The 19,401-nt window shown below is 58.6% G+C and carries 20 protein-coding genes and 1 tRNA gene; 6 read left to right on the top strand and 15 right to left on the bottom strand.

All coding sequences use genetic code 11. From position 1 onward, the window contains the following. Nucleotides 1–13: 13 nt before the first annotated feature. Both N5D22_RS00280 and N5D22_RS00275 read left to right on the top strand, forming a co-directional pair. Entirely contained in the window at nt 14–694 is a 681-nt protein-coding gene (locus N5D22_RS00280; protein ID WP_279655553.1) for a transmembrane anchor protein, read from the top strand. Between the two features lie 215 nt (nt 695–909). Beyond that, nucleotides 910–1,191, top strand: coding sequence for a hypothetical protein (locus N5D22_RS00275; protein WP_279655552.1), 282 nt, complete (start codon nt 910–912; stop codon nt 1,189–1,191). A gap of 169 nt (nt 1,192–1,360) precedes the next feature. Here N5D22_RS00275 and N5D22_RS00270 read toward each other — a convergent pair whose 3' ends face one another. The 3 genes from N5D22_RS00270 to N5D22_RS00260 all read right to left on the bottom strand — a co-directional run bounded on the left by N5D22_RS00270 (nt 1,361) and on the right by N5D22_RS00260 (nt 3,208). Next, on the bottom strand, nt 1,361–1,606 hold the full coding sequence (locus N5D22_RS00270; protein WP_279655551.1) for a hypothetical protein: 246 nt from the start codon (nt 1,604–1,606) through the stop codon (nt 1,361–1,363). A 1,083-nt stretch (nt 1,607–2,689) separates the two neighbouring features. Beyond that, nucleotides 2,690–2,764: transfer RNA gene (locus N5D22_RS00265), tRNA-Val, on the bottom strand. 81 nt (nt 2,765–2,845) lie between these two features. Continuing rightward, complete coding sequence (locus N5D22_RS00260; protein WP_003497910.1) at nt 2,846–3,208, bottom strand: response regulator; 363 nt, start codon at nt 3,206–3,208, stop codon at nt 2,846–2,848. Nucleotides 3,209–3,389: 181 nt separating this feature from the next. Between N5D22_RS00260 and N5D22_RS00255 the strand changes: the two genes are divergently transcribed. Together N5D22_RS00255 and hisN are read left to right on the top strand one after the other, a co-directional pair. Then, nucleotides 3,390–4,274, top strand: a complete 885-nt coding sequence (locus N5D22_RS00255) for an N-formylglutamate amidohydrolase (protein ID WP_279655546.1) — start codon at nt 3,390–3,392, stop codon at nt 4,272–4,274. Between the two features lie 335 nt (nt 4,275–4,609). Next, a complete protein-coding gene (hisN, locus tag N5D22_RS00250; protein WP_279655545.1) occupies nt 4,610–5,386 on the top strand; it encodes a histidinol-phosphatase in 777 nt (258 codons plus the stop codon). A gap of 20 nt (nt 5,387–5,406) precedes the next feature. Here the strand turns inward: hisN and N5D22_RS00245 are convergent, their stop codons facing one another. Both N5D22_RS00245 and N5D22_RS00240 read right to left on the bottom strand, forming a co-directional pair. Further along, nucleotides 5,407–6,348 carry an alpha/beta hydrolase gene (locus tag N5D22_RS00245; protein WP_279655544.1) on the bottom strand — a complete coding sequence of 314 codons (942 nt, stop codon included), beginning with the start codon at nt 6,346–6,348 and terminating at the stop codon, nt 5,407–5,409. Then, entirely contained in the window at nt 6,320–6,493 is a 174-nt protein-coding gene (locus N5D22_RS00240) for a hypothetical protein (protein ID WP_279659026.1), read from the bottom strand. Before N5D22_RS00240 ends, N5D22_RS00245 begins: the two co-directional genes overlap by 29 nt. A gap of 223 nt (nt 6,494–6,716) precedes the next feature. Here N5D22_RS00240 and hspL point away from each other — a divergent pair, with 223 nt between their 5' ends. Then, the gene (gene hspL, locus N5D22_RS00235) at nt 6,717–7,199 is read left to right on the top strand and encodes a heat shock protein HspL (protein ID WP_279655542.1); all 483 of its coding nucleotides are present in this window, start codon (nt 6,717–6,719) and stop codon (nt 7,197–7,199) included. 65 nt (nt 7,200–7,264) lie between these two features. Here the strand turns inward: hspL and N5D22_RS00230 are convergent, their stop codons facing one another. After that, nucleotides 7,265–8,284, bottom strand: coding sequence for a bile acid:sodium symporter (locus N5D22_RS00230; protein ID WP_279655541.1), 1,020 nt, complete (start codon nt 8,282–8,284; stop codon nt 7,265–7,267). A gap of 98 nt (nt 8,285–8,382) precedes the next feature. Here N5D22_RS00230 and N5D22_RS00225 point away from each other — a divergent pair, with 98 nt between their 5' ends. Next, nucleotides 8,383–9,243 carry a LysR family transcriptional regulator gene (locus tag N5D22_RS00225; protein WP_279655540.1) on the top strand — a complete coding sequence of 287 codons (861 nt, stop codon included), beginning with the start codon at nt 8,383–8,385 and terminating at the stop codon, nt 9,241–9,243. Between the two features lie 42 nt (nt 9,244–9,285). Here N5D22_RS00225 and glpK read toward each other — a convergent pair whose 3' ends face one another. The 9 genes from glpK to N5D22_RS00180 all read right to left on the bottom strand — a co-directional run bounded on the left by glpK (nt 9,286) and on the right by N5D22_RS00180 (nt 19,335). Beyond that, the gene (glpK, locus tag N5D22_RS00220; RefSeq protein ID WP_279655539.1) at nt 9,286–10,785 is read right to left on the bottom strand and encodes a glycerol kinase GlpK; all 1,500 of its coding nucleotides are present in this window, start codon (nt 10,783–10,785) and stop codon (nt 9,286–9,288) included. Nucleotides 10,786–10,854: 69 nt separating this feature from the next. Continuing rightward, nucleotides 10,855–12,576 (bottom strand): ABC transporter substrate-binding protein, encoded by a 1,722-nt coding sequence (locus tag N5D22_RS00215; RefSeq protein ID WP_279655538.1) that lies wholly within the window; start codon nt 12,574–12,576, stop codon nt 10,855–10,857. A gap of 74 nt (nt 12,577–12,650) precedes the next feature. After that, nucleotides 12,651–12,944, bottom strand: coding sequence for a DUF2160 domain-containing protein (locus N5D22_RS00210; protein ID WP_279655537.1), 294 nt, complete (start codon nt 12,942–12,944; stop codon nt 12,651–12,653). Nucleotides 12,945–12,946: 2 nt separating this feature from the next. Beyond that, nucleotides 12,947–13,867: a carbohydrate ABC transporter permease gene (locus tag N5D22_RS00205; protein ID WP_279655536.1), complete on the bottom strand. Its 921-nt coding sequence runs from the start codon at nt 13,865–13,867 to the stop codon at nt 12,947–12,949. Between the two features lie 3 nt (nt 13,868–13,870). Then, nucleotides 13,871–14,737 (bottom strand): sugar ABC transporter permease, encoded by an 867-nt coding sequence (locus N5D22_RS00200; protein ID WP_035261095.1) that lies wholly within the window; start codon nt 14,735–14,737, stop codon nt 13,871–13,873. A 2-nt stretch (nt 14,738–14,739) separates the two neighbouring features. Then, nucleotides 14,740–15,810, bottom strand: coding sequence for an ABC transporter ATP-binding protein (locus N5D22_RS00195; protein ID WP_279655535.1), 1,071 nt, complete (start codon nt 15,808–15,810; stop codon nt 14,740–14,742). A 12-nt stretch (nt 15,811–15,822) separates the two neighbouring features. Continuing rightward, the gene (locus tag N5D22_RS00190; protein WP_078052184.1) at nt 15,823–16,893 is read right to left on the bottom strand and encodes an ABC transporter ATP-binding protein; all 1,071 of its coding nucleotides are present in this window, start codon (nt 16,891–16,893) and stop codon (nt 15,823–15,825) included. A 36-nt stretch (nt 16,894–16,929) separates the two neighbouring features. Beyond that, the gene (locus N5D22_RS00185; protein WP_279655533.1) at nt 16,930–18,453 is read right to left on the bottom strand and encodes a glycerol-3-phosphate dehydrogenase; all 1,524 of its coding nucleotides are present in this window, start codon (nt 18,451–18,453) and stop codon (nt 16,930–16,932) included. 108 nt (nt 18,454–18,561) lie between these two features. Beyond that, nucleotides 18,562–19,335: a DeoR/GlpR family DNA-binding transcription regulator gene (locus tag N5D22_RS00180; RefSeq protein ID WP_279655532.1), complete on the bottom strand. Its 774-nt coding sequence runs from the start codon at nt 19,333–19,335 to the stop codon at nt 18,562–18,564. Between the last annotated feature and the right edge of the window lie 66 nt (nt 19,336–19,401).

Below are 19,401 nucleotides of genomic sequence, written 5' to 3'. Positions count from 1 at the left end.
AAAGGAATTCGATATGTTTAACTCCCAGGCACCAAAACCGGACGATCTGCCAACCTCTGCGCAGCTCGTGAAGTCCACGATCATTTCCGTCGTGGCAGCCGGCGCAATTCTCGTCACCGTCGTCCTGCCTTCCGAATATGCCATCGATCCGACCGGCATTGGCTCCGCTCTCGGATTGAAGGAGATGGGTGAAATCAAGACCCAGCTTGCCGAGGAAGCCGAAATGGACCGACAGGCTACCGAAAACAGGACCGGCACATCCGCTCCCGCAAATGGTCAGCCGGGCCAGCCAACGACGACGCCAGTCGAAGGCTCGAACCTCCTTAACAAGATCATCCGTGAATTCGGCATTTCAGCCGCTTACGCACAGCAGGCGACACGCCAGGACGAGATGTCGATCACCCTGCAGCCCGGCGAAGGTGCAGAGGTCAAGCTGGTGATGGAAAAGGGTGCGACAGCCAACTTTGCCTGGAGCGCGCCCAGCGGTTCCAAGGTCAACTATGACATCCATGGTGACGGCGGCGGAGAAAATATCAGCTATGAAAAGGGACGCGGCGTCTCGGAACATAGCGGCGCCATCGAGGCGGCCTTCACAGGAAATCACGGCTGGTTCTGGCGCAATCGCGGGCCAAGCCCTGTGACCGTTACGGTCAAGGTCAACGGTTCCTATTCCGACATCAAACGGATGATGTGAATTCAGCCGAGGGCGGCCCAAAGCCGCCCTCACCCGAGTGCTCTCTCCCGCACCATTCGCCAATCAACTCACGGAGGCGATACCTAAACGGATGATGGAGCACCGGTCCTGCTGCTCCATCAGGCGTAAACGACAAGTGATCATTATCATCACTCTCCCAAGCGCCGAGATACTCTCCATCCCGCGTAACGACGGACCCGTCTGGCAAAAGATTGATGTTGTATTTCATATCCATGTTGCCCTTACATCCGTCGATGAAATTTGAGTTTAGTGAGCACACTACAGCTTACGTGATCGCAAAAAGAAACCTCGCGGAGCAAGTCGCGCAGCCCACAGGGAAAACTGGAAAAACGAATTTAGGACCAGAAGCTAAAGAATTGGCCACCCTGCTGGAGAAGGCGCTCGTTGGCGACTTCGATACGACGAAGGTGTCCGCGCAGCTTACGAAGTTTATCATCAGTATGGATTGGATCTCACGCCAGAGATGGACCGCGTAGTCCTCACATTGATGCCGAGAAACAGCGGGAAAGTAGAATCGAGCGCATTGTTTGGTTCCCTAGTGGGCAGGATCGCAAGGTAGACTGTTTATAAGGGTGATCAAGCTTTAGAGGTCCGCCAATCAAGCTGTTGCTCGGTGTTTTATCCCCTTCACTGCTCACTGATTTTTCACCTCGTCCCGTTTCGTTCGGCGTCTCCGCCATCCATGATCTTCAATGTCCCATCGGCCGCTTTGCGTGCTTCGTCTTCGGCGGCGCTTGATCTAGCCTCTGCCTCGGCTTGTTCCGCCGGCGTTCTTGTTGAGTATCCTCCCTGCGCCCGCTCACCAATTGAAAACCAGTGATCGATAGTGAGCAGGCCTAGGAAGGCCACAATTGCGAACAGCCCCCAGATGAACCGTGCCAGTTTCATCATTTGCGGCAGCCCCTCACTGCTTGTTAGCCTTATTGCGTTTCATCGCCCGCTAGAGCTTCTAGCGCTTTTTTATGTTCAGGTGCCGGGCCTGAACGTCTTCCCAAAACTTATTATATTTGTGCATGTTGCGCTGGTAACATGTCGAATAATGCGCTGTGCCTTTCTTGTCGCGACAGGCTCGCTCGGAACTCTGTTCGAACGATTTTCGCAGTTGCCATTCCATTGGTGTTTCCGTCTGGCAGGCAGTCAGCGCAAAGGCTAAAATAGCAAGAAATAAGTACTTCATGAAATCCCCCAGTGAACTGCGGGATTATGATGAGCCGCGCACATTTGTCTAGGATGCGTCGCCGGCCGTCCGGACCGTCATGTAGGGTCGCAGTTTTCATGCATGTCCTGATAGTCCGGATCTTGCAGTTTCAACTGACTTCTGGAGATATCCTCCTGTGGGGACAAGCAGGGGCAATTTACACATGATCCGGAATCTTTGGCAGCTTATCACATACCACCGTCATCGATGTGAGCTATGGGCGCTGCGTTTCAGTCGGAGCCTATCAGCTATAATTCGACCACCACCGATCATGCTGATGATAATGGTTCTGTATATTTTGGCTTGCTTGCCAGTCGTCCTGACATATGCGCTCCTGTTAGCTTTGGGGGTGAGCGAGACAGTCGCCTACCTTATAATGGTCATTCCTGCCGCGGCCTTTCTGTTCATGGTCGTTCCTTGGTTTTTTCGTTGGGCCTGGATAGGCCTGAGCATGCAGTTCGGGAGCTTCAAAAGCGCCGATGCAAAAGAGAAGCAATTAGTGGCCTGGACAGAAGCATATGAGGCCCGTTGTTCGTAACTCCTGTGAATAGGGCGTGAGCACCTCTTTAGGGAATTTCGATTATGATGGCGCTTTCAAGATCAGCGCCCCTTTTTGCCCCTCTCAATTCGCTCAAGAAGTTCTTCCGTACGCGGTCGGTCCAACTTGATCCCGCGGGTGCGCGCGCTCCGAATTAGTCAGGTTCGATGAACCTCAAGCCCACCAAGCAAAAAGGCCCTGCGATTTCTCGCAAGGCCTTGATACTCAAGAATTCGGATGGTGGGCGTGACAGGGATTGAACCTGTGACCCCTACGATGTCAACGTAGTGCTCTCCCGCTGAGCTACACGCCCTCCGTGGCGGCGGATAGACCACAAAACCGGTTCATGCGTCAACTGCTTTTTTTCGGTTTTGTGAAGGTTTTTTGAGAGGCCTTACGCCACAAGGAGTTTGTTGACCTCATCCACCAGATCGCGCAGATGGAACGGCTTGGAAAGTACCTTGGCGTCCTTCGGAGCCTTCGAATCGGCGTTCAGCGCAACGGCTGCGAAGCCGGTGATGAACATGACCTTAAGGTCCGGGTCGAGTTCGGTCGCACGACGCGCAAGTTCGATGCCATCCATTTCAGGCATCACGATATCGGTCAGCAGCAGCGAAAATGGCTCTTCGCGAAGCCGGTCATAGGCGCTGGCGCCGTTGTCGAAGGAAGAAACCTTGTAACCGGCTTTTTCCAGCGCCTTCACGAGGAAGCGGCGCATATCGTTGTCGTCTTCAGCGAGAAGAATTTTCTGATTCATCATAAGTGACCGTAACTGCTCAATGTTTGGAATACCCTAGCCCGATTATAGGATTTTCACGGTAAATATCCTGTGAACACATGAATCGGTATAGCGCTGCTTTGGCGATAGTATGGACTTGCCGCACGGTAACTGGCAACATGAACATCCTGATAGTTTGCGACATGGTAAATGGCACTGAATGGACTGGGTCACGGGTGAATATGAGCTGTTCGAGGTAACGGAACCTGCCGTTCAAACCCTGCCATTCGTCTATAATTCCCCCCATAGCGGCCGTTGTTACCCCATCTCCTTCCTTGAGTCGGCACGGCTCGATTCGCACGAGATCCGTCGCTCCGAAGATCACTTCGTCGATGAGCTGTTCGCAGCAGCACCTGACATCGGCGCGCCGCTTCTGAAAGCGAATTTCCCGCGCGCCTATCTCGACGTCAATCGCGAGCCCTACGAGCTCGATCCGCGCATGTTCGAAGGCACGCTTCCGCCCTATGCCAATATCGGCTCCATGCGCGTCGCCGGCGGACTTGGAACAGTGCCGCGCATCGTCGCCGAGAATATGGATATCTACGCCCACCGCCTGCCGGTGGATGAAGCACTCTCGCGGATAGAGACGATCTACAAACCCTACCATGCCTGCCTGCGCCGCCTCCTTTCCCGCACCCATGCCCATTTCGGCATGGCGGTGCTGATCGACTGCCATTCCATGCCGGGCAATATCCGCGTCACCGGCTCGAATCTGAGGCCGGATGTAATTATCGGCGATCGCTACGGCACCAGCGCATCCCAGGAAGTCTCCCGCGCCGCACTGCATTTTCTTGAGGAACTGGGTTTCGTCGCGGTCTGCAACAAACCCTATGCCGGCGGCTTCATCACCGAACATTACGGCCGGCCGATCCGCTCGCTGCATGCGTTGCAGATCGAGGTCAACCGGGCTCTTTACGTGGATGAAAAGACGCTTCTGAAAAAAGCCGATTTCCCCGCCATTCAGGCATCGCTTGAAATCTTCATGCGCCAGCTCGGCGCCTTCGTTTCCGAATATGCGATAGAAACGTCGCTCGCTGCCGAATAGCCTTCGAATTACCCGCTACTTCAATATTTTATCCCGTATCACCCGACCGCGTGCCGGGCAAAAAAAACCGCGCCTTGGCGCGGTCAAGTCTAGGGAGGAAACACCCAAGGAGGGTATTTACAGTCAAAGACTGCAACATCACGCTATGCATTATATGCACAATTGTCAATCATTTTATTTTTTGCATATTTTTTATGCTTATGCTGAAAATATGGAAACCCCGGCTCCGGTATTCGCCCGGCTCCGGTATTCGTATGAGTGGACGACGGATGCGATTCCAGTCTATGGATTGCGCCACAGGATTCAGATCACCATTTCAGGCGATGAGGTTTCGCATGCTGCCCGACCGGGATTTCTTCTTCAAACTTGCCGATGCCGCCAGCGCCGAAACGCTTCCCCGCTTCCGCACGGGCATTGCCGTGACCAATAAGCAGGATGGTGGCTACGATCCGGTGACGGAAGGCGATCAAGCAGCAGAAACCGCCATTCGCGCCCTCATCGAAGCGCGTTTTCCGCAGCACGGCATTTTGGGCGAAGAACACGGCAATATCGGCCTCGACCGCGATCATATCTGGGTCATCGACCCGATCGACGGCACCCGCGCCTTCATTTCCGGCGTACCCGTCTGGGGCACGCTGATCGGCTTCCAGTCGGCCGGCCGCGCCACCATGGGCATCATGGACCAGCCCTTCACCAAAGAGCGCTATTTCGCCGATGGCGAAGCGGCCTGGTACTTCGGGCCGGATGGCGAGCGGAAGATCCGCACACGCGACTGTGCGTCGCTGTCGGACGCGGTGCTGTTCACCACAACGCCCCACATCTTCACCGCGGAAGAAAAACCGTTTTACGAGAAGGTACAGGATCAGGTCCGGCTTTTCCGCTACGGCGTGGATTGTTACGCCTATTGCCTGCTCGCCGCCGGTCATGTCGATCTGGTGATCGAATCCGGTTTGAAGCCCTATGATGTCGGCGCGTTGATCCCCGTTGTCGAACAGGCCGGCGGCATCATGACCACCTGGGATGGCGGACGTCCGGAAAATGGCGGCCGCATTCTCGCGGCCGGCTCAAAGGCGGTGCACGAACAGGCGCTCGCCATTCTCTCGAAGCTCTAGGCTGCCCGTTTAAGCGGCCATCACTCCGGCGCGAAAAAGGCGTCGATGGCCGCCAGCGCCTGCTTGCGGAAAACGTCTCGCTCATGCAGCAATTCGTGGCGCGCGCCGGTGATTGGAAGAAGCTGCGCTGCCCGGAAATTACGGGAGAGTTCCTCCTGCGCCTTATAGGGCGTGATCGTATCCAGCATCGGCGCCAGAATGAGGGTCGGAATGGTGATATTCGTCAGATGGTCCTGGCGGACCACCCGCCCCATGGCCTTCAGCGCCTCATGGACCCAGCGCGCCGTCGGCGCACCGATGAACAGTTCCGGAAACTGCCGGTGCAGGCCAAGGTTTCTCGCAAAACGCCTGGCATCGGAGGTGAGCGGATTACCGTCGAAATCCCGCTCCCGCTGATCCTTGCCGAGCTGAACCCGCCCAAGACCAACAAGGCTGAGAGCCGTCGCCACCACCCGAATGACGGACGAGGGAACCGATTGCTGGCTGTCCAGCTCGATGAAAGGCGAACAAAGCGCCAGACGGTCGATCCGGTTCGACAGGCCGGGTGCAGCGGCAAGCGCGGCAAGCGCGCCGGTGGAATGCGCGATCATGAAGAAGGGCAGCCGCGTATCCGGCAGCACCACCTGCTCGAGAAACAGGCTGATGTCACGCTGGTAGTCGGAAAAGCGCCGTACATGCCCGGCGCCTGCATTTTTAAGCAGCCTTTCGGAACCGCCCTGCCCGCGCGTATCGAAGGTCGCGACCCAGAAGCCCATCGCCGTCAGATCGGTGACGGTCTCGAAATATTTCTCGATACATTCGTTCCTGCCATGCAGCAGAACCACCGTGCCGCGGGCAATGGGACGGCTGGCGCGGAAGATCGCATATCGGAGCTGCTTGCCGCCATGGCCGGTAAAATATCCGACGGTATGGTTGCCGGGAACCGGGTTGTCTTCACTGGCGCGCAATGTGGCTTCGATCATCGGTCTTTTCCGGCTTTTCTGCCCTTTCGGGATAGGTCGGCGGCGCAGGAAGGTCAAAGAAAAAATTGCCGGAACCGTCGGTTAAAGCAGTCGCGGTTCCGGCGAATAAGACAGAAGAAGAAGGGACGTTATTGCTTCTGTCCACGGAGAATGTCTCCGATGACCGATGTTTTATGGTTCCCAAACTGAACGATGCCGGAACCGGATGTTCAGCCATGGTTCATGTTGCACGGCCCCCTTGACGCCGCGCATGACCATTCCCATCTCCTTCATGCGGTCGCCAGAACGGGGCCGCGCCAAATGTCCTGCCATCGCCAGAATGGGATGCCGGACTTAACCGCAAACAGTCGCTTCTTAAGGAGGACACCATGCGTCACGTTGATTTTTCCCCCCTCTATCGTTCCACCGTCGGCTTCGACCGTCTTTTTTCGATGCTTGACGGCCTCGGTCAGCCTGAACAGGCCCAGTCCTATCCGCCCTACAATATCGAGCGGACGGGTGAGAACACCTATCGCATCACCATGGCCGTTGCCGGTTTCGATGAAACCGAACTCAGCATCGAGTCCCGCGCCAATGCGCTGACCGTTAAGGCCGAGAAGGCCGCCGACGAGAAGGCTACGGAAGGTGAGTTCCTGTATCGCGGCATCGCCACACGCGCTTTCGAACGCCGCTTCCAGCTTGCCGATCACGTCGAAGTCCAGACCGCCTCTCTCAAGAACGGCCTGCTCCATATCGATCTCATCCGCAACATTCCGGAAGCCATGAAACCGCGCCGCATTGCGATCTCGTCCGACAGCGCCGACGCGCCGAAGACCATCGAAGCCCAGATCACGCCGGCTCAGGTCAACTAAGATTTCCGCGATGAAAAAAGAACGGCCCCTTTACGGGGCCGTTTTTATTTACGGAAATCCTTGCGTCAGCGAACGGATACCGCCACGGCTTCCGCAGCAGCCGCTTCCGCAATCGCCGCCTTTTCATGGGCCTTGCGGGCATAACGCTGGGCCAGAACCGCACAGACCATCAACTGGATCTGATGGAAAAGCATGATCGGCAGGACGATTGCGCCGATGCTCTGGCCGGCGAAAATCGCGCCCGCCATGGGCACGCCGCTGGCGAGGCTCTTCTTGGAGCCGCAGAAGGTTATGGTGATTTCATCCGCCTTTTCGAAACCCAGCAACCGGCTGCCGAACATCGTCAGGCACAGAACCACCGCCAGAAGCAGAATGTTGATGAGGATGACCACGCCGATGTCCCTCAGCGAAAACGTGTGCCAGATGCCCTCGATCACCGCATCGGAGAAAGCGAGATAGACCACCATCAGGATCGAACCGCGGTCGACGGGAGACAGTAATTTCTTGCGCGCCCGGATCCAGTCGCCGATCCACGGCTGCAACGCCTGGCCGACGATGAAGGGCAAAAGCAGCTGCAGGAAAATCTGCAGGAAGGCGTCCAGCGAAAAACCGCCGCCATGGCCACCGACAGTGAAGAGGAAACCGACCAGCAACGGCGTCAGAAACATGCCGAAAATATTCGACGCCGAGGCCGAGCAGATCGCGGCCGGCACATTTCCGCCGGCCATGGAGGTGAAGGCAATGGAAGACTGCACGGTGGACGGCAGCACACAGAGAAACAGCACGCCCATATAAAGCGGGGCCGGCAGGATGCTTTCCGGAATGAAGCCGATTGCCACGCCGAGAAGCGGAAAAACGCCGAAGGTGACGAGCAGGATCACCAGATGCAGGCGCCAGTGCAGGATACCGGCAATCACCACATCCCGCGAAAGCCGCGCGCCATGCAGGAAAAACAGAAGCGCAATCGCGAGTTTCGTCGCAAGGCCGAAATATTCCGCCGGCTCGCCGCTGATCGGCAAGATGGACGCCAGGATCACGGTGGCCACCAGCATCATGGTGAAACGGTCGGGCAGGAAACGGGTCATGGTAAGTCTTTCCGGCATCGGTTTTGCTTGAAACGGGCGCCACTATCGCTCATCATGATTTCGGATGCAAAGATTAACAGTTATCACGATTTGAGATAATGCTGAACCTTCAACATCTTGCCAGCTTCGTCATGCTGCAGCAAACCGGCAGTTTCACACTGGCTGCCGAGCGGCTGGGCATTGGCCAGTCCACCGTCAGCCAGCACATTCAAAGGCTTGAGGCAACGCTAGGCCGCCGGCTGATCGCACGCAGCACTCATCAGGTGAAACTGACGGGTGAGGGCGAAGCGCTTTTGGGTTATGCCCGCAACATGCTGGAAATCGACAGCAAGGTCTCCTCCCTCTTCAGCGAAAACCGCCTGCGCGGGCGGTTGCGGCTGGGTGTATCGGAGGATTTCGTCGCCAGCCGGCTGACGGCCATTCTGGAGGAATTCATCCGCCTTTATCCATTGGTGGATCTGGAACTGACGGTTTCGCTGAGCGGCGTTCTTTACCAGATGCAGGATAATGGCGAGCTGGATGTGGTGCTGGCCAAGCGGCGTCTTGGCGACAAGCTGGGTCACTTTCTTTATCGCGAACCGCTTGTCTGGCTGGCGCGCGACCCGGAGCGCATGCTGAACCAGCCGGACGCCTTGCCGCTGATCGCCTTCCCGCCGCCGAGCATTACCAGAAAGGCGGCGCAGGAAGCCTTGGACCGGGCCGGCCTCTCCTGGCGGATCGTCTGCACCTGCGGCAGCCTGAGCGGGCTGACCGCTGCGGCAAGAGCGGGCATGGGCATTCTGGTACAGCCCCGCAGCATGGCCCCCACCGGCCTCAGGGAAATTGCAGCGGGTGTATTGCCGGCTCTGGAGGACGTGGAATTCGTGCTTCAGCCGAGCAAGGGCACGGACACGAAGCTGGTGCGCGCCCTTTCCGATCTCGTATCGAGCAAGAGCATCGCGCCCGGCAGCTTCGTATAGATTTCCGGGCGCAGACCGCTTCACGCCTTTGCGGGAAATGCCCTAGTTTTGCCGTTTCGAGAGGCAGCGGCCGACGCTGTCACGCCAGCCGGCAATGGCGTCTTTCCGCTCGCCTTCTTCCATATCCGGGCTGAAACGGCGGTCACGCCGCCAATGGTCGGCAAAGGCCTTGCGGTCCGGCCAGATGCCGGCGCGGGAAGCCGCAAGCCAGGCCGCGCCGAGAATGGTCGTTTCCAGGAAGACCGGACGGTCCACCGGCGCCGCAAGAATATCCGCCAGCCGCTGCATGGTCCAATCGGAGGCGACCATGCCGCCATCGACCCTCAGCACCGTCTTGCCATTGTCCCCCGCCCAGTCCTTGCGCATGGCGTCCAGCAGATCGAAGGTCTGATAGGCGACGCTTTCCAGCGCCGCGCGCGCGAATTCAGCCGGGCCGGTGCCGCGCGTCAGGCCGAAGATCGCTCCACGCGCCTCGGCATCCCAGTAAGGCGCGCCAAGACCGGTAAAGGCCGGCACAAGATAAACGCGCTGATTGGAATCGGCCTTTTCGGCAAGCGCGCTGACTTCTGATGCAACCGAGATGAAACCGAGCTCATCGCGCAGCCATTGCACGGCGGCGCCGGCAATGAAGATCGAACCTTCCAGCGCATAGGTCGTCACGCCATCCAGACGGTAAGCGATCGTCGTCAGCAGCCGGTTGGTGGAGGCGACGCGATCCGTGCCCGTGTTGAGAAGCGCGAAGCAGCCGGTGCCATAGGTGGATTTCATCATGCCCGGCTCGAAGCAGGCATTGCCGATCACAGCCGCCTGCTGATCACCGGCCACACCGAGGATCGGGATTTCCGCACCCAGAAGCGACTTGTCGGTCACGCCGAAATCGGCCGCGCAATCCAGCACCTCCGGCAGCATGGCGCGGGGAATATCGAGGATCGACAGGAGTTCATCGTCCCATGCGTTATCCTCGATATTGTAGATCAGCGTTCGCGAGGCATTGGTGGCGTCGGTCACATGACGGCGGCCGCCGGTGAGACGGTAGATCAGGAAACTGTCGACGGTGCCGAAGCAGATGTCTCCCTTCACAGCCTTGTCGCGAAGGCCGCTGACACTATCGAGAAGCCATTTCAGTTTCGTGCCGGAAAAATAGGGATCGAGCAGCAGACCGGTCTTTTTCGAAAAGAGCGGCTCCAGCCCTCTTCTTTTCAGATCTTCGCAGATGGGGGCGGCGCGGCGATCCTGCCAGACCACGGCCCGATGCACGGCCTCGCCCGTGTTCCGGTCCCACAATACCGTCGTTTCGCGCTGGTTGGTAATACCGATCGCCTCGATATCGGAGGCGGCGATGCCGGCATCGGCAAGCGCCAGCCGGATGGTTTCGAGCACGCTTTTCCAGATATCCTCGGCATCGTGTTCGACCCAGCCGGAGGCTGGGAAATGCTGCGGAAATTCTCGCTGTCCGACACCGATGACCCGCATGTCGCGATCAAAGACCATCGACCGTGTCGATGTCGTCCCCTGATCGATCGCCAGAATATAACCGCCCATCATGCTACTCCCTTTCAGACGCAATGACCGGGGCGGCAAGCCGCCCCGGTTTCAGATTTTACGCAGACATCACTTCTGCCAGCTTTTGACCAGTTCGTCGTAATTGACGGTGACCGGCTTTTCCTTTTCGTTGGCGATCTTCAGCTGCGGCGCCAGATTGCCCTTCGAAACGGCATCCTTATTCCAGTATTCGATATCGTGCTCTTCCGCCAGTTTCGGGCCGATATCGCCCTGAACGCCAGCGCGTTCCAGACGGCTCATGACCTTTTCCTGCTCGGCGCAGAGAGAGTCCATCGCGGCCTGCGCGGTTTTCGCACCCGACGAAGCATCGCCGATCGCCTGCCACCACAGCTGCGCCAGCTTCGGATAGTCAGGAACGTTGGTGCCGGTCGGTGACCACTGTACGCGGGCCGGCGAACGATAGAACTCGATGAGACCGCCGAGTTTGGACGCCCGATCCGTGAAGCTCTTGTGGTGGATGGTGGTGTCGCGAATGAAGGTCAGGCCCACATGGCTCTTCTTCACATCCACGGTCTTGGAGGTCACGAACTGCGCGTAGAGCCAGGCGGCCTTGGCACGGTCATCGGGAGTGGATTTCATCAGCGTCCACGAACCCACATCCTGATAACCGAGCTTCATGCCGTCCTTCCAGTAAACACCATGCGGCGAAGGTGCGACGCGCCATTTCGGCGAACCGTCCTCATTCACCACAGGCAGGCCGGGCTTGGCCATATCGGCGGTAAACGCCGTGTACCAGAAGATCTGCTGGGCGATATTGCCCTGCGCCGGCACGGGGCCGGATTCGGAGAAGGTCATGCCCTGCGCTTCCGGCGGCGCATATTTCTTCAGCCATTCGAGATATTTCTCGATGGAATAGACCGATGCCGGGCCGTTGGTATCGCCGCCGCGCGCCACGCAGGAACCGACCGGCTGCGACTTGTCGTTGACCTTGATGCCCCATTCATCGACCGGCAGACCGTTCGGCAGGCCCTTGTCGCCGTTGCCGGCCATGGAGAGCCAGGCATCGGTGAAGCGCCAGCCGAGCGAGGGGTCCTTCTTGCCGTAGTCCATATGGCCGAAGACCTTCTTGCCGTCGACATCGCGGCCGGTGAAGAATTCGGCAATATCCTCATAGGCCGACCAGTTGACCGGCACGCCGAGGTCATAACCGTATTTGGCCTTGAAATCGGCCTTGTTCTTGTCGTTGTTGAACCAGTCGTAACGGAACCAGTAGAGGTTCGCGAACTGCTGGTCGGGAAGCTGGTAGAGCTTCTTGTCCGGCGCCGTCGTAAAGGCGCTGCCGATGAAGTCCTTGAGGTCGAGACCAGGGTTGGTGACGTCCTTGCCTTCATTGGCCATGAAATCGGTCAGGTTGCGCACTTGCTGGTAACGCCAATGCGTGCCGATAAGGTCGCTGTCATTGACCCAGCCGTCGTAAAGGTTCTGGCCGGTCTGCATCTGGGTCTGGATTTTTTCGACGACGTCACCTTCCTGGATCAGGTCGTGCGTGACCTTGATGCCGGTAATGGCGGTGAAGGCCGGAGCCAGAACCTTGGATTCATATTCATGGGTCGTCAGAGATTCGGAAACGACCTTGATTTCCATGCCGGCGAAGGGTTTCGCGGCATCGACAAACCATTGCAGCTCCTTTTCCTGGTCGCCACGCGAAAGCGACGAGAGATCGCCGACTTCCTTGTCCAGAAACTGCTTTGCTTCCTCCATTCCGGCGAAAGCGGAACCCGTCATTGCCAGCAGCATGGCTGCCGTCGTCGTCATCAGATGCCTTCGCATATCAGTCCTCCCAAGGGTTGCGATTGCATGAAGTCTGCGGGTGCGGTTTTCCTCCGCCGCACCTTTTTCCTGCTCTAGACAAAACGGAAAACGCCGATGGCGTAAACCAAGGATAGAGCGAGAGCCCACCACAGGTTCGGGCCGACCAGCCCGAGCCATGCGAGATTGATGAAGGCGCTGCCGAGCAGCGAGATGAACAGCCTGTCGCCGCGCGTGGTCTCGAAGCGCAACAGGCCGAAGCGGGGATTGCCGCCGGGCGAGAGATATTCCCAGAACCACATGCCGACGAGCAGCAGGGCGATGGCGCCGAAAAAGGCCGCCGTCTGCCAGGTCCAGGCCATCCATGAAAAATCGGGCATGTTCATCATGGTCAAACCCTCCCGAGCGCGAAGCCCTTGGCGATGTAATTACGCACGAACCAGATCACCAGCGCACCGGGGATCAGGGTCAGCACCCCGGCGGCGGCAAGCAGGCCCCAATCCATGCCGGCGGCCGAAACGGTGCGCGTCATGGTCGCGGCAATCGGCTTGGCGTCCGTCGTCGTCAGCGTGCGGGCGATCAGAAGCTCGACCCACGAGAACATGAAGCTGAAGAAGCAGGCGACACCGATACCCGAGGCGATGAGCGGCATGAAGATCTTCACGAAGAATTTCGGGAAGGAATAGCCGTCAATATAGGCGGTCTCGTCGATCTCCTTCGGCACACCGGACATGAAACCTTCGAGAATCCACACCGCCAGCGGCACGTTGAACAGGCAATGCGCCAGCGCAACGGCGATATGCGTGTCGATCAGCCCGAAAGCCGAATAAAGCTGGAAGAAGGGCAGCGCGAAGACGGCGGGCGGGGCCATGCGGTTGGTCAAAAGCCAGAAGAACAGGTGCTTGTCGCCAAGAAAGCGATAACGCGAGAAGGCGTAAGCCGCAGGCAGCGCCACCGCGACCGAAATCACCATGTTCATGACGACATAGATGATCGAATTGATATAGCCGGAATACCAGGAGGAATCGGTGAAGATCGTCCGGTAGTTCTGCAAGGTCGGCTGGTGCGGATAAAGCGTCATGGACGAGACGATTTCCGTGTTCGTCTTAAAGCTCATATTGACGAGCCAGTAGATCGGCACCAGCAGCAGCAGGATATAGATCGTCGGCACCAGCCAGGAAAACCGCGACGGCCCATGGTGGCGACGCCGTGTATTGACGGCGAAGCCGGATCGTCCTGTCGCGGCGGCTCTTGCCGGCGAATTGCCGATGCCGTTGCGCTCCACGCCTGTGGTGATATCAGAGGCGCTCATGTCTCAAGTCTCCGCGTCGTGGCTGGTCATGACGGTGTAGAACACCCAGGACAGCAGCAGGATGATGAGGAAATAGATCAGCGACATGGCCGCCGCCGGCCCGAGGTCGAACTGGCCGAGCGCCATCTTCACGAGATCGATGGACAGGAAGGTGGTGGAGTTGCCCGGGCCGCCGCCGGTGACGACGAAAGGCTCGGTATAGATCATGAAACTGTCCATGAAACGCAGCAGGAAAGCGATCAGCAGCACCCGCTTCATCTTCGGCAGCTGGATGTAACGGAATACTGCAAAACGCGACGCGCCATCGATCCTGGCTGCCTGATAATAGGCGTCCGGAATGGAAACGAGGCTGGCATAACACAAAAGCACGACAAGGCTCGTCCAGTGCCAGACATCCATGATGACGACGGTGATCCACGCATCGACCGGATCGTTGACATAGTTGTAATCGAGCCCGAGCTGATTGGCGTAATAACCGAGCAGGCCGATATCGCTGCGGCCGAAAACCTGCCAGATCGTGCCGACGACATTCCACGGCACAAGCAGCGGCAGCGCCATGGTGACGAGGCAGACCGGCACGCCGATGCCGGATTTCGGCATCTTGAGCGCGATGAAGATGCCGAGCGGAATTTCAATCGCCAGGATGATGCCGGAAAACAGCAGGTTGCGCCCCAGCGCATCCCAGAAACGGTCCGAGGCAAGGATTTCCTCGAACCATTGCGTTCCCGCCCAGAAGAACTGGTTATTGCCGAACGTATCCTGCACCGAATAATTCACGACGGTCATCAGCGGAATGACGGCGGAAAAGGCGACCAGCACCAGCACCGGCAGCACCATGAACCATGCCTTGTTGTTCCAGCTCTTTTCCATGGTCAGGCCCCCATCTTTACACGCCACGAGTCGGCGAAGACGCCGATGGCGGCCGGATCGAAGCGAACACCCGCTTCCGCCGGGATTTCCTCGTCTTCGGCAACAACGATCGCCAGCTTCTGGCCGGCGAACCGGGCGCGCACGATCTTCTGCCGACCGATATCCTCAACCTTGTCGACAGTGATGGGCATGCCGCCCCGTTCCAGCCGGACGAATTCCGGGCGGATGCCGATCTCGATGCGTTGGGCTCCCTCAACCTTTGGCGCACCGGCCAGCGGCACGCCGAGACCGCCGACAACAGCTGTCGCGCCGTCGATACTGGCGGGCAGCACATTCATGCCCGGCGAGCCGATGAAGTAACCGACAAACGTATGTCCCGGCCGTTCGAAAAGCTCAGCCGGCGTGCCGATCTGGACGATCTGCCCGTCATACATGACCACAACCTTGTCGGCGAAGGTCAAAGCCTCGGTCTGGTCGTGGGTGACATAAACCATGGTGAAACCGGACTGGCGGTGCAGTCGTTTCAGCTGCGAACGCAGCACCCATTTCATATGCGGGTCGATCACCGTCAGCGGCTCGTCGAAGAGGATGGCGTTGACATCGGACCGCACAAGCCCGCGCGCCAGCGAAATCTTCTGTTTCTGATCCGCCGTCAGTCCCCGCGCGCGGCGTTTGGCCATGCCGGAAAGGTCGGTCATTTCGAGGATTTCCCGCACCCGACGGTCGACTTCGGCTTCCGGCACTTGGCGGTTGCGCAGCGGAAAGGCCAGATTGTCATAGACCGTCATCGTGTCGTAGACGACCGGGAACTGGAATACCTGCGCAATATTGCGGTCTTCCGTGGCGAAATCCGTCACGTCGGTTCCGTCAAAGGCGATGCGGCCTTCGGAGGGGCGCAGCAGCCCGGAAATGATATTGAGCAGCGTGGTCTTGCCGCAGCCGGAAGGGCCGAGCAGCGCATAGGCGCCGCCGTCCTCCCATTCGTGATGGACTTCCTTCAGCGCATAGTCGCCGGCGGCCTGCGCCTTTGCGTTATAGGCGTGTCGGATGTGATCGAGCGTGATGCGTGCCATGACCGATCTCCCTCAGGCCGCTTCGCCGATGGCGCGGCCATTCGCGTCAAAGGCCATCAGGTGCTTTGTATCGAGAAACAGCTCTATGTCCCTGTCCGGCTCGATGTCGTGAATGCCATGCGCCAGCATGACCCAGCGGCGGCCCGAAAATTCCACATGCACGAAGCTTTCCGATCCGGCGATTTCCGAAATCAGCGTCCGCGCCCGAATAGATTGCCGAGCCTCGCCCTTAGCCTGCGGGAAAAGATGATGCGGCTGGAAAGCAATGGTCAAAGGTCCATCCGGCACCGCGGCAAGATGCGCCGGCACCGCAATCACCGCCTGGTCGGCACGGGTGAATGCGCCGCCCGCCTTGATGACCTCGATGGTATTGAGCGGCGGGTCTGCAAAAATTTCCGCGGTGACGATATCCACCGGACGCCGGTAAACCTCGATGGTGCGGCTGAACTGCGTTACCCTGCCCTCGTTGAGTGTTGCGGTATTGCCGCCCAGAAGCAGCGCCTCTGATGGTTCGGTGGTGGCATAAACGAAGATCGCACCTGACTCGGCGAAGATACGCGGCAGTTCCTCGCGCAGTTCCTCACGCAGCTTGTAATCGAGATTGGCCAGCGGCTCATCGAGCAGCACCAGATTGGCGTTCTTGACGATGGCGCGGGCGAGTGCCGTGCGCTGCTGCTGGCCGCCGGAAAGATTGAGCGGCGTACGGTCGAGATAGGGCGTCAGCTTCAGAAGCTCGGCGGCTTTCCTCACTTCCCTGTCGATGGTCGCCTGGTCCTTGCCGGCAACGCGCATGGGCGAGGCGATGTTTTCGTAAACGCTGAGCGCCGGATAGTTGATGAACTGCTGATAGACCATGGCGACGTTGCGCTTCTGCACCGGCCATCCCGTCACATCTTCGCCATTGAAAAAGATCGAGCCGGCGCTCGGCTTGTCCAGCCCGGCCATCAGCCGCATCAGCGTCGTCTTGCCCGAAAGTGTCGGTCCAAGCAGGACGTTCAGGCTTCCGCGCTGCAACGTCAGATCGGTCGGGTGAATATGATATTCACCGCCAACCATCTTCGAGACGTTTCGCAATTCAAGCATGGTGATCCAAAGCCTCCTCCGCTTTTATCCGGATCGTCAGATTGCCCTTAAGCGCCCACCTGCAATGTCTTCGACATAATCCTCCAGCCCACGCACCTCTTCCGGGGTAAAAAACAGCCCCTGCTTGGTGCGGCGCCACAGAATATCCTCGGCCGTCAGCGCCCATTCCCGCGCCATCAGCCAGCGAACCTCAGCCTCGTAGAGCGTACCGCCGAAATGCCGTCCCAGCGCCGCCGCCTCTGTCGCATTGCCGATCAGCACCGCCGCATCCGTTCCGTAGCAGCGCACAAGCCGCTCCGCATGACGCTCTTCAAGAAAGGGGTAACGCGACCGCAGCGCCGAAACTTCCGCGGTGTAGGCCTCGGCACCGAAATTTCCACCCGGCAAATGTGAGCCCGCCGTCCATGGCGCACCCTTTTCACCCAGTGCATCGCCGATTTTTTCAAGAGCATGTTCGGCAAGCCGCCGATAGGTGGTGAGCTTGCCGCCGAAAATATTGAGAAGCGGCGCTTCGCCTTCCGCCCCTTCGGTCTTCAGCACATAATCGCGGGTCGCCTCCTGCGCTTTTGACGCGCCATCGTCGAAAAGCGGCCGCACGCCGGAATAGGTCCAGACGATGTCGGCCGGCTTTACCGGCTCCGCGAAATATTCACTCGCCGCATTGCAAAGGTAGCTGATCTCCTCGTCGCTGATCTTAACAGCGCGCGGATCGGCGGTATAGTCGCGATCCGTTGTGCCGATCAGGGTAAAATCCTGCTCGTAGGGAATGGCGAAGATGATGCGGCCGTCCGGGTTCTGGAAGAAATAGGCGCGCGGATCGGAAAACTTCTTGCGCACGATGATATGGCTGCCCTGCACGAGGCGGACATTGTGGACATTGTTCTTGCCGAATGCCGAGGACAGCACCTTGTCCACCCAGGGACCGGCGGCATTGACCAGCATGCGCGCCCGATATGTCCTGCTTTCCCCCGCGGCGTTTTTCGTTTCCACCCGCCAGAAGGCGCCTTCGCGCCGTGCGGAAACAACCTGTGTGCGGTTGAGGATCAGGGCGCCACGCTCGGCGGCGTCGCGGGCGTTCAGCACCACAAGGCGGGCATCGTCCACCCAGCCGTCGGAATATTCGAAGGCCCGCGCAAAAATCGGTTTCAGCGGTTTGCCGGCGGGATCGCGGCGCAGATCGAGCGAGCGCGTGGCGGGCAGAAGCTTGCGACCGCCGAGATGGTCGTAAAGGAAGAGCCCGAGGCGCACGAGCCAGGCCGGGCGCACCCCACCCTTCTGGAACGGCAGAACGAAGCGCATGGGCCAGATGATATGCGGCGCCATGGCCCATAGCACCTCGCGCTCCATCAAGGCTTCGCGCACCAGGCGAAATTCGTAATGTTCGAGATAACGCAACCCGCCATGGATGAGCTTGGTTGCGGCGGACGACGTGCCGGAAGCGAAATCGTTCATTTCGGCAAGCACCACGGAATAGCCCCTGCCGACGGCGTCACGCGCGATGCCGCAGCCATTGATACCGCCGCCGATCACGAAAATATCGTGAATTGCCTCGTCAGACATGGACCCTCCCGTGCTTTCATCGACGCTCTCCTCATCGATATATTGAAAGCACAACCATCTAATTCGAAGACAAAACGAATGTCAAACGAAATCCCGAGGTGTCTTGAATCAGGCGTCGCAACCCTCGGTTTCGATCAGCCGGACATCGTGATCGGCGCAGATGCTGCGGATGGAATCAACAGGACAATGATCGGTGATGAAGGTATGGACCTGCGAAAGATGGCCGATGCGCACGGGGGCCGTCCGCTCGAATTTGAGCGAATCCGAAACCAGAATGACATGGCGCGCATTGGAGATGATCGCCTGCGCCACCTTGACCTCGCGGAAGTCGAAATCGAGCAAGGCCCCGTCCTCATCGATGGCCGAGACGCCGATAACAGCGAAATCGACCTTGAACTGACGGATGAAATCCACCGCCGCCTCGCCGACGATACCGCCATCGGAACCGCGCACCACGCCGCCGGCAATCACCACTTCGATGCCCGGAAAAACACGCAACCTGTTGGCAACATTGATATTGTTGGTGATGACCATCAGCTCGTGATGGTCTGCCAGCGCCTCTCCCACTGCCTCGGTGGTCGTGCCGATATTGATGAAAAGCGATGAATTATTGGGAATGAGGGCGGCGGCAGCGGCGCCGATCGCCTGTTTTTCGGAGGAGGCGATGGCGCGGCGCGCTTCATATTTGACGTTTTCATTGCCGCTGGGGAAAAGCGCGCCGCCGTGGATGCGGGTCAGCACCCGCGTATCGCAGAGGTCGTTCAGATCCTTGCGGATCGTCTGGGGGGTCACCGAAAACCGCGCCGCCAGCTCATCGACCAGCACCCGGCCGTTCGCTTTCGCCAGCGCAACGATTTCATCCTGACGCGGTGTGAGCAGCATTTCACCCTCCCTCCTCTTTCAATTTTTTCGTTTTATTGAAGAGCGAACGAAAAACCAATGTCAAGG

The organism is Agrobacterium sp. GD03872 (assembly GCF_029840625.1).
Classification (GTDB): Bacteria; Pseudomonadota; Alphaproteobacteria; order Rhizobiales; family Rhizobiaceae; genus Agrobacterium; species Agrobacterium fabrum_A.
This window is presented reverse-complemented; position numbering and strand designations above follow the sequence as displayed.

Bases quoted from the DNA above. Each gene is read 5' to 3' on its own strand.
- N5D22_RS00280 (WP_279655553.1), top strand. From the start codon at position 14: ATGTTTAACTCCCAGGCACCAAAACCGGACGATCTGCCAACCTCTGCG.
- N5D22_RS00275 (WP_279655552.1), top strand. From the start codon at position 910: ATGTTGTATTTCATATCCATGTTGCCCTTACATCCGTCGATGAAATTT.
- N5D22_RS00270 (WP_279655551.1), bottom strand. From the start codon at position 1,606: ATGATGAAACTGGCACGGTTCATCTGGGGGCTGTTCGCAATTGTGGCC.
- N5D22_RS00260 (WP_003497910.1), bottom strand. From the start codon at position 3,208: ATGAATCAGAAAATTCTTCTCGCTGAAGACGACAACGATATGCGCCGC.
- N5D22_RS00255 (WP_279655546.1), top strand. From the start codon at position 3,390: ATGGACTGGGTCACGGGTGAATATGAGCTGTTCGAGGTAACGGAACCT.
- hisN (WP_279655545.1), top strand. From the start codon at position 4,610: ATGCTGCCCGACCGGGATTTCTTCTTCAAACTTGCCGATGCCGCCAGC.
- N5D22_RS00245 (WP_279655544.1), bottom strand. From the start codon at position 6,348: ATGATCGAAGCCACATTGCGCGCCAGTGAAGACAACCCGGTTCCCGGC.
- hspL (WP_279655542.1), top strand. From the start codon at position 6,717: ATGCGTCACGTTGATTTTTCCCCCCTCTATCGTTCCACCGTCGGCTTC.
- N5D22_RS00230 (WP_279655541.1), bottom strand. From the start codon at position 8,284: ATGACCCGTTTCCTGCCCGACCGTTTCACCATGATGCTGGTGGCCACC.
- N5D22_RS00225 (WP_279655540.1), top strand. From the start codon at position 8,383: ATGCTGAACCTTCAACATCTTGCCAGCTTCGTCATGCTGCAGCAAACC.
- glpK (WP_279655539.1), bottom strand. From the start codon at position 10,785: ATGGGCGGTTATATTCTGGCGATCGATCAGGGGACGACATCGACACGG.
- N5D22_RS00215 (WP_279655538.1), bottom strand. From the start codon at position 12,576: ATGCGAAGGCATCTGATGACGACGACGGCAGCCATGCTGCTGGCAATG.
- N5D22_RS00210 (WP_279655537.1), bottom strand. From the start codon at position 12,944: ATGATGAACATGCCCGATTTTTCATGGATGGCCTGGACCTGGCAGACG.
- N5D22_RS00205 (WP_279655536.1), bottom strand. From the start codon at position 13,867: ATGAGCGCCTCTGATATCACCACAGGCGTGGAGCGCAACGGCATCGGC.
- N5D22_RS00200 (WP_035261095.1), bottom strand. From the start codon at position 14,737: ATGGAAAAGAGCTGGAACAACAAGGCATGGTTCATGGTGCTGCCGGTG.
- N5D22_RS00195 (WP_279655535.1), bottom strand. From the start codon at position 15,810: ATGGCACGCATCACGCTCGATCACATCCGACACGCCTATAACGCAAAG.
- N5D22_RS00190 (WP_078052184.1), bottom strand. From the start codon at position 16,893: ATGCTTGAATTGCGAAACGTCTCGAAGATGGTTGGCGGTGAATATCAT.
- N5D22_RS00185 (WP_279655533.1), bottom strand. From the start codon at position 18,453: ATGTCTGACGAGGCAATTCACGATATTTTCGTGATCGGCGGCGGTATC.
- N5D22_RS00180 (WP_279655532.1), bottom strand. From the start codon at position 19,335: ATGCTGCTCACACCGCGTCAGGATGAAATCGTTGCGCTGGCGAAAGCG.